The organism is Mangrovimonas xylaniphaga (genome assembly GCF_001280435.1).
Taxonomy (GTDB): Bacteria; Bacteroidota; Bacteroidia; order Flavobacteriales; family Flavobacteriaceae; genus Mangrovimonas_A; species Mangrovimonas_A xylaniphaga.
In genome coordinates this window covers 81960-97111 of the sequence record NZ_LBIP01000013.1, presented here as the reverse complement: position 1 = coordinate 97111, position 15152 = coordinate 81960, and the positions used below count along the sequence as shown (strand labels likewise).

The window sequence follows — 15152 nt, the reverse complement described above, 5'->3', positions numbered from 1 at the left end:
TAGAATTAGTTTTGAATTAGTTGGAAAATCGTCAGGTCTAGAAGCCTGACGGTTTTTTTATAGCTACATTTAAAATCGTTAAAAGAAAACAACTTGTATATGAACTCCAAATCCATATTTAAGAGCGCACTGACAATTTTGGCGTTTATTGTTTGTAGCTCAAACCTTTTGGCTCAAATTAGGCTTCCCAAGCTTTTAAGTGATGGGGTGGTATTACAGAGGGATAAGGAACTGAGGATTTTTGGTTGGGCTTCAGCGGGAGAGACCGTTCGCTTACAATTCAACAAACAAAATTTTGAAACGGTTTCCAATGCTTTGGGGGCATGGGAATTCTTAATACCGCCTCAAAAAGCAGGAGGTCCTTACCAAATGACTTTTAGGGGGAAGAACTCAATTGAGGTAAATAATATCCTTTTTGGAGATGTATGGATTTGTTCAGGGCAATCCAATATGGAAATTTCCATGGAACGGGTCAAGGAAAAATACCCAAAGGAAATTGCGGCTTCCAAGAATTCTTTTATCCGCCAAATCGAGGTGGTTGATGCTTATGATTTTCATCAACCCCAAACAGATTTTGAGGCTCCTATGCAATGGTTGGAGGCCAATCCCGAAACTATTTATAAGTTTTCTGCAGTGGCCTACTTTTTTGCCAAAGAATTGTATGATACTTATCAGGTGCCTATTGGTTTGGTTAATGCCGCCCTTGGAGGGGCTAGGGTGTCTTGTTTTTTGAGTGAAGAGGCCCTTAAGGAGTTTCCAGAGGATTACCAAGTTGCTCAAGAGTTTAAAAATGACAGTCTGATTGAGGCTATTACAACAGCCGACAATAAAAGAGCGGAAGATTGGTATAAAGAATTAAACTTAAATGATTTGGGTGTTAATCAGTCATCGCAATGGAGTGATCCGCAATATGACGATTCCCATTGGAGCCAAATGATGGTACCTGGATTTTGGGCAGACCAATCGTTGGGCTTTGTGAATGGAGCAGTTTGGTTCAGAAAAACTATCGATGTGCCCAAGTCCATGGCTGGAAAGCCAGCAAAACTTATGATGGGGCGCGTAGTGGACCAAGATTTCACCTATATCAATGGGCAACAGGTGGGCAGTATCAGTTATCAATACCCGCCGAGACGCTATGAGGTGGCTCCTGATATTTTGAAAGATGGTAAAAATGTCATTACCGTTAGAGTTGTGAACCAGTCGGGAAGAGGTGGTTTCTTCTATGATAAACCCTATTACCTAGCTGTTGGTAAGGATACCATTGACTTAAAAGGGATTTGGAAGTACCGTTTAGGGACTTCCATGTCATCTTTGGCTTCTCCAACTTTTATTAGATGGAAACCCTTAGGGCTTTACAACAAAATGATTGCGCCTTTAACCCAATTCAAAATAAAGGGTGTGTTGTTTTACCAAGGTGAATCCAATACCTACGATCCTCAGTTGTTCGCAAAACAATTTCCTGCTCTCATTTCCGATTGGAGAGCTCAATGGGGACAAGGAGATTTCCCTTTTCTTTATGTGCAGTTGCCTAATTATATGCAGCAATATAACACAGAAAAGGAGAGTCAGTGGGCGCAATTACGTGAAGCCCAATGGAAGGCTTTGTCGCTTCCAAATACGGGAATGGCCGTCGCTATAGATGCGGGTGAATGGAATGATATCCACCCATTGAATAAGGAGGTTATAGGAAAACGTTTGGCCTTGCAGGCACGTTCCTTGGCTTATGGGGAACAAAACTTGGTGGCATCGGGACCTTTGTTTACATCAGCTATTGAAAGGAATGGTGCTTTGTATGTCAATTTTAAAAATGAGGGAGAAGGCTTGGTTTTCCATGGGGATGCATTGAAAGGTTTTGAAATAGCAGGAGCCGATTTGTGTTTTGTAAAAGCTAACGCTACTATTGAGAATCATACTGTCGTAGTAAACAATCCCAATATTGCCGATCCTCAATATGTAAGATACGCTTGGGCCAACAACCCTGTGGAAGCAAATTTATACAACAAAGAAGGATTGCCGGCATCGCCTTTTAGAAATTATGATCCCGAAACGTTGCACAAAGTAGCTTGGCAAGGAAAGCAGTGCGCAGTGGTACTGACTTATGATGATGCCTTGGATGTGCACTTGGATAATGTAGCACCACTATTGGATGAATTAGGCATGAAAGCGACCTTTTACATTTCTGCAGCAGCAAGCGGTTTTACATCACGAACAAAGGAATGGCAAACCTTAGCTTCCAATGGACACGAATTGGGCAACCATACCCTGTATCACCCCTGTTTAGGAAATCTTCCCGGAAGGGAATGGGTTGATCCCAACTATGATTTAAGTACCTACAGTATTGAGAAAATGGTGGAGGAAATTAGATTGACCAATGCCTTTTTAGGTGTTCTAGACCACAAAGCCGAGCGCACCTTTGCTTTTACTTGTGGAGATATGGCCATAGAAGATAGAACGTTTATGGATTTGTTGAGAGGAGATTTGGTAGGCGCTAGAACGGTCTATAAAGGCATTGAACCGATAGATGCTATAGATCCATATGCTATTAAGTGTTTTGGGGTGAATGGCGAATCAGGAGAAGAGTTGATTGCCGAAGTGGAAAAGGCGATGAAAAACAAGGGCCTTTTGGTGTTTTTGTTTCATGGTGTTGGAGGAGGCCATTCCTTGAATGTTTCTTTGGAGGCCCACGAAGCCCTTGTGCGTTATTTAAAGGCTCATGAAGATGTTATTTGGACGGATACGATGTTGGATGTGGTAAAAAATATTAAAGCCAACCAGGAGCAGCAATAGCTCTGTTTTGAAAAAGCTAAAAATAAAAAAGCCTGCAACACTTGCAGGCTTTTTTAATACTTTGTTTTTTTAAGGAACGTTCGTTCCGTTTAAACCATCTTTAAAACCGTCATAGGCTGGTTTGGGTTCAAAGTCCGCATCATACATCAAAGGCCATTCGGTACCATTGTCGTACAGCCAACTGTCAACATCCCTTACGCCCCAAACCGTGATTCCAAATTGCTGGTTGGTAGGAACTATAGTCTTATAGTAATAGGACACGCGTTGGTATTGATCAGATTGAAGAGCTGCTCTTTCCGCTGTTAATTCTGTAAGGTCATCGGCATAATTCACTTTAACATCCAATTCCGAAACATGAACTAAAAGCCCAGTGTTGGCAATTTCCTGAATAGCCAATGGCAGGTCGCTGGTAGGCCAATCGTGGTTGAGGTGCATTTGCATCCCAATACCATCAATAGGAGTGCCATTGTTTTGGAATTCGCTAACCATGTTCAGGATGGCTGCTCTTTTTGCAGGAGTTCCAGCAATGTTATAATCGTTGTAAAACAATTTTACATCAGGGTCGGCTTCTCTAGCCCATTGAAAGGCTTTGGCTATATAATCATCTCCAATACGCTGTTGAAATAGAGTGGAGCGCAAAGCGCCACCATCGTATCCTTCATTTACCACATCCCAACTTTGTACGATAGGATTGCCATCATCATCCAAAGCATCCGCAAAATGGGCTACGGCGGCCTGAATGTAATCTTTTATAAGAGTTTCAAATTCGGCATCGGTTCCAGAGAAATTTTCCAACCAATTTGGAATGGCATATTCTGGATGCCAAAGCAAGGTATGACCATGAACTCGTAAGTCGTTGTCTTTGGCATAGGCTACAATAGCATCGCCATCACTCCAATCGTAGCTGTTGGGACCCATATACATATTGTACATCTTCATGTCATTGCCTGCCGTGATGCTGTTATAATCGTTAAGCAAAACCTCCTTAAAGGCGGTATTGGTCGCGGAACTAGAAGCAAGTTCGGCCGCTGATACTGTATTTCCTATTGGAAAATTTACCTGGTCTTGTAAATAGTCCGGAGTGCTAGGGTTTGGGTTGGGGTTGGAAGGACCGCCTACTATAGGACTGTTCCCACCATCATCGCTACTACAGGAAACGATGAGCACACAGATAAGGAGTTTGAAAATCTTCTTCATCTATATTTTTTTTTAAGTTTTGCCTACTTCAAAATTTAAATGGTGGTTCGGCATATTCCCATTGTGCTTTTTTGTAACAGTAACGCACTTCTGTTATATTTTAAGTTTTGGACAGTTTATGGATGATCCCAAGTTCCAAACCACGCAATTCCGCTAATCCTTTTAATCTGCCTACTAATGAATAGCCGGGGTATTGTTCTTTTCCTTCTTCAATGGAATGTAAAAAGCCATGGTCTGGCCGCATGGGGAGACTGGTTTGTCGTTCTTGCATTAGAATTATGAGACGTTCCATAATTTGTGCAATTGGATTGTTTCCGTAAAGGTGTTCGGATTCCCTAAAGATACCTTCTTTTTCCCTGGTAACATTGCGCAAATGCAAGAAATGGATGCGATCTCCAAAATCGTCTATCATTTGCAGCAAATCGTTGTCTGGATGGGCTCCAAAGGATCCCGTGCAGTAACAAAGACCATTCGCTTTAAGGGGCACCGCATCAAAAATTGCTTGCACATCTTTGGAGGTACACATGACCCTTGGCAATCCCAATACCGAAAAAGGCGGGTCGTCTGGATGGATCGCTAATTTCAAATCCAAGGATTCAGCTACTGGAGCTACTTCTTCAAGGAAATTAATGAGGTTATTTCGTAAAGTATCGTCGTCAATGCCTTTGTAATTATCCAAAAGGGACAAAATTTCTTCTGCTGTAAAATTCTTTTTGCTTCCCGGAAGTCCCAAAAGTACATTTCTGAACAAGGTTGCTTTGTCTTGTTGTGAAAGCTGTTCCCCGTAGGCTAAGGCATCGGCTTTTTGTACTTCGGTATAGTCGTCTTTTGCCCCAGGGCGTTTCAATAGAAATACATCAAAATAGATAAAAGCCTTAGGGTTGTACAATAGGGCCTTGGTGCCATCGGGATTTGTAAAGCTATGATGCGTCCTTACCCAATCCAAAATGGGCATGAAATTGTAGGTAATGATTTTAATGCCACAATGGGCAATATTTTTAAGACTTTCTTTATAGTTTTCAATATAGGTTTGATAGTTGCCCGCACGACGTTTGATGTCCTCGTGTACGGGAAGACTCTCTATGACGGTCCATTCCAGTCCTGCGTTCGCAATGGTTTGTTGGTGTTTTTGGATGTCCTCAATTTCCCAAACGTCCCCCACTGGAATATGGTGCAGAGCACTTACAATCCCTGTGATGCCACATTCCTTAAGATCCTTAAGGCTAATGGTATCATTTGGTCCAAACCATCGCATTGTTTGTTGCATTTGTATCATGGCCATTCCAATTAAAATCCAATACTGTTACCGCCATCTACAGGAAGTACGGTTCCTGTAACAAAGCTGGCTTCATTTAAGGCGAAAAAGTACACGGCATCTGCAATGTTGGAAGGTTCTCCCAAAATTCCCATAGGTGTTCTACCCAATACCTTGTTTTTGCGTTCTGGATCATCGTCCAAAGCTTTGGCAGACATTTTGGTTTTAATAAAGCCAGGGGCAATACAGTTCACCCGAATGCCATATTGCGCCAAATCCACGGCCATAGATCTTGTCATGGCTTCTATGGCTCCTTTACTGGCCGTATAGGCAATTACTTTTGGAATCCCATATTGGGACGCCATGGAGCTGATATTAATAATGCTTCCGCCTTGGTGCTGTTTCATAGTTTTTACCACCTCCCTGCTCACGGCAAATACACTCAAAACATTGGTGTGGATGATGTTTGCAAATTCTTCATCCGAGACGTCTTCAAAAGGTTTTTTGAGGTTGATCCCTGCATTATTGACCAAAATGTCTATATTTTCATCACCCGCTATATCCTGAATCATGTCTGGAATACCCTCCAAATTATTCAAGTCAAAGATGACTGGCACGGCATTCGGACCTATTTCCTTACAGGCATTGTTGGTTTTGTCTTCCGAGCGTCCTATGATGTAGGTAACAATCCCGTTGTCGCATAATTTTTTTGCGGTGGCATAGCCCAAACCCGAATTTCCTCCTGTTACAATTGCTATTTTACTCATGTGTTCTTCTTGTCATTTAAACGTTTAAACGTTACCATTGTGGCCGTATGCCTGGGGCATACGGAAATTGTAAATTTTGATAATATTGTAATGTGTGTGCAGGAGCTTCAACTCCTTTTGGAAGCTCCATTTTTGAAAATTGTTGAAAATACAATAGGCAGGCATCCTGCCACCATTTGGCTTCCTTGTATTGTATGTTCAATAGCATTTTTACTTCGTTGAAGCGTTGGGCATCCACGTCGTTTTCCAATTGGTTCCAAGTGGCTTGCATTTGTGCTACTTCATTGACGCCTTCCTGGTATTTAAGGGCTAATCCGTCCCATAGTGTGTGGCCATTTTTGAGCTTATAGTTCCATGGCACATGGTGGAACCATAGTAAATCCTCTTCGGGGCAGGTTTCTAAATTATTGAACATGGCCGCCACCTCAGGTGCATACTGCGCTGTAGCATTACTTCCACTAGGTGTACGGTCAAAACCAACACCGCTGTTATCTGCTTTATGGTAATAAACGGGGTTCCATTCAGGTCTGGACAGATCGCTTACCCATGGTCCCGGACCATAGTGATGACCCGTAGCCATAATATGATGTAAGCCAAGTGGTGTCATATAATTAACTACCGCTTCCCTGGATTCTATCATCATGGCAGATACCTTTTCTACGAATGGCTCTTTATTGGAAAAGGTCATTTTTACCCATTCCTTGGCAATGTCTTCGGAATTTAAATAAGGATCCCATGCCAAGCGGCCAAAACCATACCAATTGGCCTGTAGAAAATGGTGGCCGGTCCAGTTACGATCGGTTCCAATGTTGGAAACTCCAGCAACCCCCGTAATTTTTTTGTTGTGCAGGCTGCCATCAATCACTTTTGCAACGGTAGACCCTTTTCCTTTTCGGTAGGTGTCTGCTTCGAAGACCTCTTCAAATAATTTGGGTTGATAGACTAGATGTGTAGCGCCACCCATATATTCTTGGGTGATTTGAAATTCAATCATCAGATTGGTATTGGCCATGGCGCCAAACATTGGGTGGAAGGGCTCCCTAGGCTGAAAGTCGATAGGGCCATTTTTCACTTGAATAATGACATTGTCCTTGAATTGGCCATCATGGGGCACAAATTCATTATACGCTTGTTTGGCTCTATCGGTAGTATCATGTTCCGAATACACAAAGGCACGCCACATCACTACGCCATTGAAAGGGGCCAAGGCTTCCGCCATCATATTGGCACCATCCACATGGTTGCGACCATAGTTTTGAGGTCCCGGTTGCCCTTCGGAATTGGCTTTTACCAAGAAACCTCCAAAATCAGGAATATAAGTGTAAATTTCTTCTACCTTATTTTTCCACCAGTTTTTGACCTCGGCATGCAAAGGGTCGGCAGTTTTAAGTCCGCCGATTTCCATTGGGGCAGAGAATCTCGCCGTCAGGTATACTTTTAAGCCATAAGGACGGAAAATATCCGCCAAGGCTTTCACTTTTTCCAAATATTGAGGGGTAAGCACCAAGGCATTGGAATTGACATTGGTGAGTACTGTGCCATTGATGCCTATTGAGGCATTGGCTCTTGCATAATCTTCGTAACGAGGATCTTTATATTCTGGTAGTTGGTGCCAGTTCCAAAGTGAAAACCCTGCATAGCCACGTTCAACAGTTCTGTCCAAATTATCCCAATGGTTTAAAATCCGGATGTCTATTTTAGGACTGTCAGTTATATTTAGGTTTTCAATGGATTGTTGGGTTTGGAGCCTTTTTAAAAAGTTAAAGGTTCCATATAAAACGCCTATATCGGTTTTTGCCGTTATTACGATGGAATTGGAAATTGATTTTATCACATAGCCTTCTTTGTTGAGGTATTCCAACTCTTTTGAAAACTGATGGGCTATGTCTTTTGGTAAGTTGCTATAGGAGCCAATAACAAGCCTATATTTTCCATTTAGTTTTTCGGAATCCATTCCCAATAGGCCAGAAATTCCCTGTTGGATTTCCCTGCTAGCTTTCTCAATGGTTTCAGAGTTTCCGTAAAATTGAATCCCTCCAAGTAATGATTGGTATTCTTTTAAAAGCGCGCTATCTGAAATCGTCTTATAGTCCAACCACAGTTTATAGCCATCGGTTGCGTAGGTCGCACTTTGGAAGAGCAAAATGAGACTAAAAGAGAAAAGCCATTTTAAGCATCTAGGCATAGGAACAAGAATTATTATACACCCCATTTTTGAAGCCCTAAAACCTCTAAAAATGGAATTAAGTGTAAAATAAACAAAAATAATGCTATTGTCAAAACAATAAATGCAATCGTTTGCATTTATTGTTTTTTTAAATGATATTTGGTTTTATTATCAATTTCATAATATTATGCGGTTTTCATTTCATAGACAGAAATCCCTTCCTACTTTATTAGGTTTTGCAATGGTTCTTTTGATGGTTGTTGCGTGCCAAAAGAATGTAAATTCTAAAGACTCGTCAGATTCTTCAGAAGATATTGTTTTAGCAGAATCCCACCAAGATTATGATTTTCCGTTTTATGATCCGTCTTTATCTTTGGAAGAACGGGTACAGGATTTGATTTCAAGATTGACATTGGAAGAGAAGGCCGACCAAATGATGCACAACACCAATGCCATCGAACGATTGGGCATACCGCCATACAGTTGGTGGAATGAAGCATTGCATGGCGTGGGACGTTCTGGAGTAGCCACAGTATTTCCGCAGGCTATCGGTTTGGGAGCAACTTTTGATGACGAATTGGCCTTAAGGGTTTCCTCGGCCATTTCCGATGAAGCCAGAGCCATGCACAATGCAGCCAAAGCTAAAGGGTATTATAAACGATACAGCGGATTGACCTTTTGGACGCCCAATATCAATATTTTCAGAGACCCTAGATGGGGCAGGGGGCAGGAGACCTATGGAGAAGATCCTTATTTAACGTCTCGTTTAGGGACTGCTTTTGTAAAGGGACTACAGGGTGATAATCCCAACTATTTAAAAACAGCCGCTTGCGCTAAACATTACGCAGTACATAGTGGACCGGAAAAGTTGCGCCATGAATTTGATGCCGAAGCCAATCCCAAGGATTTATGGGAAACTTATTTGCCTGCTTTTGAGGCCTTGGTACAGGCCGATGTGGAATCTGTGATGTGCGCCTATAACAGTACCAATGGCGCTCCTTGCTGTGCCAATACCTACTTGATCTCGGATGTGCTTTTAAACAAATGGGGATTTAAGGGGCATGTGTTGAGTGATTGTTGGGCCATCGTTGATTTTTACACACCATCTGATAAAGGAGGGCATGGCGCTGTGGAAACAGCTGCTCAAGCTTCGGCTTTGGCGGTAAAAAATAGAGTGAGTTTAAATTGTGGTAGTACCTATTTGGAAGGTATTCCTGAAGCAGTAAAACAAGGGCTTTTAACGGAAGCTGAAGTAGACAGGGAATTGGCTACTTTGTTGAAAACTCGATTTAAATTGGGGCTTTTTGATCCGCTAGGGAGTCATCATTATGATGATATTCCAATAGATGTTGTGGATAGTGATGAGCATCGTGCTTTGGCGAGGGAAGTGGCCCAAAAAGGAATTGTCATGTTGAAAAATAACGGCGCTTTGCCCTTAAAGAATGACTTGGCACGTTATTTTGTAACGGGGCCCAATGCTGCCAATTCTGATATTTTATTAGGGAATTACTTTGGTGTGAATCCAAAATTGGTCACCGTTTTGGAAGGTATTGCAGGAGCAGTAGACCATGCCAGTCAATTGCAGTACCGAATGGGAATTATGTTGGACCGCCCCAATTCCAATCCACAAGATTGGACTACTCCAAATGCAGGGAAAAGTGATGCTACCATTGCGGTTTTGGGGATTTCAGGACTTTTGGAAGGAGAGGAAGGAGAATCTATCGCTTCAGCCACTCTTGGCGACCGTTTTGAATATGGTTTGCCGGAAAATCAATTGGAGTTTTTGAGAAAATTACGAAAGGAAGCAGGAGAGCGCCCTATTATCACGGTGGTTACCGGTGGTAGTCCCATTGACTTGGCTGAAGTAGAAGCTTTGTCGGATGCGGTGTTGTTTGTTTGGTATCCTGGGGAAGAAGGAGGAAATGCCGTTGCCGATATCATCTTTGGAAAGGTGTCGCCTTCAGGGCGTTTACCAATTACTTTCCCGAAATCGTACGAACAGCTGCCTGCCTATGAAGATTATACTATGAAAGGGCGCACCTATAAATACATGGAAAAAGAACCTTTGTATCCCTTCGGTTTTGGGTTGTCCTATACTTTATTTACTTATGGCAGTCCAAAGTTGTCTTCAAAATCCATTACTTCCAATGATACCGTAACTGTGTCAGTTGAGGTTACTAATTCAGGTAAGGTAGATTCCGATGAAGTCGTACAATTATATGTGGCCGATATGGAAGCGAGCTTTGAAGTACCCAATTTTCAGTTGCAAGGGGTAAAAAGAAGCCATTTTAATGCAGGAGAAAGCAAAACCTTAACGTTTGAACTAGGGCCCAAAGCCTTTGAAATGGTAAACGACAAAGGGGAACGACTTATAGAACCAGGGACCTTTAAAATCTATATTGGAGGTTCGAGTCCTATGGGAAGGAGTACTGATTTGGGTGCTCCCCAAATGGCGGAAACCACTGTAGAAGTTCGATAATCCAAAAAAGGTAAAGTGACTTTTTTAATGACGTTTGGATGATTGTCTAACCACCACTTCGGTATTTAGGAAGGTGATTTCTGTAATATCATCGTCCAAAGCATTTTTAAGATGTTTCACTATTTTTTCAGCTGAGGTTTGTCCCATTTTAAATGCTGGATGTGTTACGGTTGACAATCCAGGATCGATGATGGATGCAATAGGGTCGTCATTAAACCCGATTACCGCCAATTCTTCAGGAACCTTCACATTAAGACGTTTGGCTATTTGAATGGCGCTCACCCCTGTAGTATCGTTTGAAGAGAAGATGCCATCAGGTGGATTATCCATTGTAAGCAATTTTTTTGTGGCCTTTTCCCCTTCCTCATAACTTAAAGTGCTGAATGGGATGATAAGGTCTTCATTCACTTCCAAATTGTAATCCTTTAAGGCATCCATGTAGCCTCGTTTTCGTTCGCTATAAATATTCATGTATTGTGACCCCGCAAAGTGGGCAATACGTTTACAACCTTGTTCAATTAGGTGTTTTGTGGCCTTGTAGGCTGCCGAGTAATTGTCAATCATCACTCTATAGGTTTCAATGTCCTTTGGCACACGATCCACAAACACGATGGGGATATTTTTATCCAGAAATTGTTTAAAATGGGAGGTATCCCTAGTTTCCATGGCCAAGGAACAAATGACTCCACTTACCCTACTGTTATATAGGGCCTGGGCCATGTTGATTTCATTTTCATAGGAATCGTTGGACTGGGTGATAATCACGTTGAATCCCGATTTTTGGGCCCGCTCTTCAATACCACTAATCAGGGCTGAAATAAAAGGACGATTGATTCTTGAAATAAGAACACCGATAGTATAGGTCTTGTTGTTTCGTAAACTAGCTGCAATGATGTTGGGGGAATAGCCCATTTCCTGAGCCGCTTGCTTTACTTTTGCAATGGTTTTTTTACTAATGCTATGATGGTTTTTTAAGGCTCTGGAAATCGTGGAAGTTGATAAATTGAGGGCCTTGGCAATATCATAGATGGTAATGTCCTTTTTTTGTGTCATGGATGAGGTTTGTGCGTACCTACAAAAATAATCTTTTTTAACAAATTACCGATTGTTGAATTTTTTTAGCTTAAAAATTAGTAATACGAAAATTAGACAGATAAAAATTATTTAATTGTTAATTTTTATGTAAAACTTTTGTAAATTGTCAAGAAATAATTTTTGCTCACATCCTTGATTCGGGTTATGAAAGTTTTAAAAAATCAATTTATTCTTTTTGTGGCGCTAATAAGTTTGGGTTTGGTATTGGTTTCCAATGCCAAATTTTTTTCCAATTTAAAGCAACCGATTGCGTATAATGAAGAAGTCGCCTTTGATTGGTTTGAATATCAAGGACAGGATACCATGTTTGATAGTAACATTCCAACACAAAATGAATATGTAAATCCAATATTGGCAGGGTTTTATCCTGACCCTAGTATTTGTAGGGCAGAAAACGCTTATTATTTAGTGACTTCGTCATTTTCCTATTTTCCTGGATTGCCTATTTTTAAAAGTAGTGATTTGGTTAATTGGAAGCAGATTGGCCATGTCATTACTAGAAAATCACAAGCAGATTTTAATGGAGGAGTGTCCAGAGGGCTTTTTGCACCTACTATTAGATACCACCAAGGAACTTTTTTTGTGATATGCACTAATGTAAGTTCCAAAGGGAATTTTATCGTGACCAGTACAAATCCGGAGGAAGGTTGGTCCGAACCCATTTGGTTGCCCGAAATAGACGGCATAGATCCTGATTTGTTTTTTGACGACGATGGTAAAATCTACATTACCCATAATGGTCCACCTCCAGGGAATATTTCCAAACACAATGGGCATAGAGCCATTTATACCTGGGAATACGATTTGAAAAAGCAGAAGGTAATTTCTGATCAAAAATTATTGGTTGATGGAGGTACTGACATGGCCAAGGAGCCAGTCTGGATTGAAGCTCCACATATTTTCAAAAAGGATGGCTACTATTATTTGTTTTGTGCGGAAGGGGGAACGGGCTATAACCATTCCGAAGTGGTGTTTAGAAGCAAGCATATTTACGGGCCATATACCAGTTATGAAAACAACCCGATATTGACCCAAAGACATTTGCCTAAAGAGCGTTCCAACCAAATTACAACAACAGGTCATGCCGATTTTGTGGAATTGCCCAATGGCGATTGGTGGGGCGTATATTTAGGATGTCGACCTTATGGTGACGACCATTACAACACAGGTAGGGAAACCTTTATGCTGCCCTTGAAATGGGAAGCCAACGGTTGGCCTGTTTTTGAACAGGGCAATGATCCACATCTATTTGTGTATACAAGACCCGAATTAGCGTTAAATACAGAACAGATTCCTCCAACCACGGGCAATTTTGTGAATAGAGATGACTTTGATTCAGGGTCATTGGGAAATATTTGGAATTTCATTAGAACTCCCAATTCGCAATGGTACACTTTGGAAAATGGTCAATTACTGGTAACGCCACAAGATGAAAATATGCATGAGGAAACCAAGTTTTCCTTTATTGGGAGACGGCAACAGCATGCCAGTTTTGAGGTGGCTACCGAATTTTCATTTGTGCCTTCTCAATCAACTGGTGCTGCTGGGTTGGTGGCCTTTCAAAATGAAAAGCATTATTTATTTATAGGTAAACGTTTGACTGATCAGGGAAACTCAGAGGTATTCTTAGAGCAAAGTTTTGGCGATTCGTTAGAGATTTTGGCCTCCAAAGCTTTGGAGGAACACAATCAAAACCTTTGGGTGAAAATTGTGGGGCGCAGTAAATATTACGATTTCTATTATAAACAACATAAAGATGAGGATTGGCGATTGCTGAAAGCAAATGTGGATGCCTCATTATTGAGTACCAAAGTAGCCAAGGGATTTGTAGGGAGCATGTTGGCAATGTACGCTTCCAGCAATCATTTTTGAAAACCACTGTTATTAACTAATCACAAGATGTATTATATAGGATACGATTTAGGAAGTTCATCAATAAAAGCCGCATTGGTCAATGCTGCTTCTGGCAAGGTTTTGGGACTTGCCCAATATCCTGATAAGGAAATGGAGATTATGTCCCTCAAAGCTGGTTGGGCCGAACAGGACCCTAATCTTTGGTGGGAATATCTGGGTATCTTGACACAAAAATTAATCAAGGACACAGGTGTTGCCAAAGCTAGAATAAAGGGAGTGGGCATTGCCTATCAAATGCACGGTTTGGTTTTGGTAGATAAGGATTTCGAGGTTTTACGACCTTCCATTATTTGGTGTGATAGTAGGGCTGCTATGATCGGAAATAAGGTGTTTCAAGATCTGGGAGAAGAAAAGTGCATGACACATCTTTTGAATTCTCCAGGGAATTTCACCTTATCCAAACTCAAATGGGTGAAGGACAATGAACCTTCGCTTTATGAAAAAGTACATAAGTTTTTATTGCCCGGCGATTTTATTGCTCTCAAATTAACAGGAGAAGCTACTACCACCATTTCTGGACTTTCCGAAGGGATTATGTGGGATTTCAAGGCCAATACCCCTGCGAATTGGTTGTTTGATTATATGGGAATTGATACTGGTTTGATTCCTAACATGGTGCCTACTTTTTCTGTTCAGGGATCCGTGACCAAATCGGCGGCAAAGCTTACAGGGTTGCCCAGTGGCATTCCAGTGCTATATCGTGCAGGCGACCAACCTAACAATGCTTTGTCCTTAAATGTTTTGAGACCTGGTGAAATTGCCGCTACTGGAGGCACTTCGGGAGTCGTGTATGCTGTAACTGACAATAAAAGCACTCAAGAAAGTCTTCGTATCAACAATTTTGCCCATGTAAATTATACCACGGAACAATCTATTATTGGCAAACTTCTCAATATAAATGGCGCAGGGATTCAATACAGTTGGATGAAGGAACATGTGCTGAAAGGTGAAAACTATGAACAGATGAACGCCATGGCGGCAAACGTTCCTATTGGCTCTGATGGTTTGCGGGTTATTCCATTTGGAAATGGAGTAGAGCGCATGATGAACAACAGTAATGACGGGGCGGCCATATTCAACCTAAATTTTAATAAACATCATTCTGAGCATCTTTTTAGGGCTGCTTTGGAGGGCATTGCCTTTTCGTTTGTGTACGGAGTCAATATTATGAAAGGAGATGGTGTAAAGGTGTCCAATATTAGGGCAGGCAACGATAACCTATTCCGATCTGGAATATTCGCAACCACTTTGGCAACCCTTATTGATTCCGAAATAGACATTTTGGATACTACAGGGGCCATTGGAGCTGCAAGGGCGGCAGGGGTAAGTATGGGAGATTTTAAAAGTTTGGAAGACGTTTTTTCAGACAATGAAAAAGTCTGCACTTATGGTCCCGTTAAAGATAAAGGCCCATATACAGAGGCGTTTCAATTATGGGAGCTGGATTTGAGGCGAAGGTATTTAAGCAATTTGTAAGCTAATATTCATAAA

General features: G+C 41.5%; 9 protein-coding genes. 4 read left to right on the top strand and 5 right to left on the bottom strand.

From position 1 onward, the window contains the following. Positions 1-99 precede the first annotated feature (99 nt). Positions 100-2787, top strand: a complete 2688-nt coding sequence (locus ZA06_RS00495) for a sialate O-acetylesterase (protein ID WP_082331886.1) — start codon at positions 100-102, stop codon at positions 2785-2787. A gap of 69 nt (positions 2788-2856) precedes the next feature. On the opposite strand, the gene ZA06_RS00490 is transcribed toward ZA06_RS00495, so the two are convergent. From ZA06_RS00490 to ZA06_RS00475, 4 genes are all read right to left on the bottom strand, one after another. Beyond that, positions 2857-3984, bottom strand: a complete 1128-nt coding sequence (locus ZA06_RS00490) for an endo-1,4-beta-xylanase (RefSeq protein ID WP_053975461.1) — start codon at positions 3982-3984, stop codon at positions 2857-2859. Between the two features lie 100 nt (positions 3985-4084). Further along, positions 4085-5251, bottom strand: a complete 1167-nt coding sequence (gene uxuA / locus ZA06_RS00485; RefSeq protein ID WP_205625698.1) for a mannonate dehydratase — start codon at positions 5249-5251, stop codon at positions 4085-4087. 20 nt (positions 5252-5271) lie between these two features. Then, positions 5272-6006 (bottom strand): SDR family NAD(P)-dependent oxidoreductase, encoded by a 735-nt coding sequence (locus tag ZA06_RS00480; protein ID WP_053975460.1) that lies wholly within the window; start codon positions 6004-6006, stop codon positions 5272-5274. A gap of 31 nt (positions 6007-6037) precedes the next feature. After that, complete coding sequence (locus tag ZA06_RS00475; protein ID WP_053977004.1) at positions 6038-8191, bottom strand: alpha-glucuronidase family glycosyl hydrolase; 2154 nt, start codon at positions 8189-8191, stop codon at positions 6038-6040. A gap of 169 nt (positions 8192-8360) precedes the next feature. Between ZA06_RS00475 and ZA06_RS00470 the strand changes: the two genes are divergently transcribed. After that, positions 8361-10652: a glycoside hydrolase family 3 C-terminal domain-containing protein gene (locus ZA06_RS00470; RefSeq protein WP_240472185.1), complete on the top strand. Its 2292-nt coding sequence runs from the start codon at positions 8361-8363 to the stop codon at positions 10650-10652. A gap of 24 nt (positions 10653-10676) precedes the next feature. Here the strand turns inward: ZA06_RS00470 and ZA06_RS00465 are convergent, their stop codons facing one another. After that, positions 10677-11705 carry a LacI family DNA-binding transcriptional regulator gene (locus tag ZA06_RS00465; RefSeq protein ID WP_053975459.1) on the bottom strand — a complete coding sequence of 343 codons (1029 nt, stop codon included), beginning with the start codon at positions 11703-11705 and terminating at the stop codon, positions 10677-10679. 219 nt (positions 11706-11924) lie between these two features. Between ZA06_RS00465 and ZA06_RS00460 the strand changes: the two genes are divergently transcribed. Both ZA06_RS00460 and ZA06_RS00455 read left to right on the top strand, forming a co-directional pair. Then, positions 11925-13619: a glycoside hydrolase family 43 protein gene (locus tag ZA06_RS00460; RefSeq protein WP_205625690.1), complete on the top strand. Its 1695-nt coding sequence runs from the start codon at positions 11925-11927 to the stop codon at positions 13617-13619. A 27-nt stretch (positions 13620-13646) separates the two neighbouring features. Beyond that, on the top strand, positions 13647-15137 hold the full coding sequence (locus ZA06_RS00455; protein WP_053975458.1) for a xylulokinase: 1491 nt from the start codon (positions 13647-13649) through the stop codon (positions 15135-15137). The last annotated feature ends 15 nt before the right edge of the window (positions 15138-15152 follow it).

Coding starts and splice junctions, on each gene's coding strand:
- ZA06_RS00465 (WP_053975459.1), bottom strand. CDS start 11,705: ATGACACAAAAAAAGGACATTACCATCTATGATATTGCCAAGGCCCTC.
- ZA06_RS00490 (WP_053975461.1), bottom strand. CDS start 3,984: ATGAAGAAGATTTTCAAACTCCTTATCTGTGTGCTCATCGTTTCCTGT.
- ZA06_RS00480 (WP_053975460.1), bottom strand. CDS start 6,006: ATGAGTAAAATAGCAATTGTAACAGGAGGAAATTCGGGTTTGGGCTAT.
- ZA06_RS00495 (WP_082331886.1), top strand. CDS start 100: ATGAACTCCAAATCCATATTTAAGAGCGCACTGACAATTTTGGCGTTT.
- ZA06_RS00475 (WP_053977004.1), bottom strand. CDS start 8,191: ATGCCTAGATGCTTAAAATGGCTTTTCTCTTTTAGTCTCATTTTGCTC.
- uxuA (WP_205625698.1), bottom strand. CDS start 5,251: ATGCAACAAACAATGCGATGGTTTGGACCAAATGATACCATTAGCCTT.
- ZA06_RS00470 (WP_240472185.1), top strand. CDS start 8,361: ATGCGGTTTTCATTTCATAGACAGAAATCCCTTCCTACTTTATTAGGT.
- ZA06_RS00455 (WP_053975458.1), top strand. CDS start 13,647: ATGTATTATATAGGATACGATTTAGGAAGTTCATCAATAAAAGCCGCA.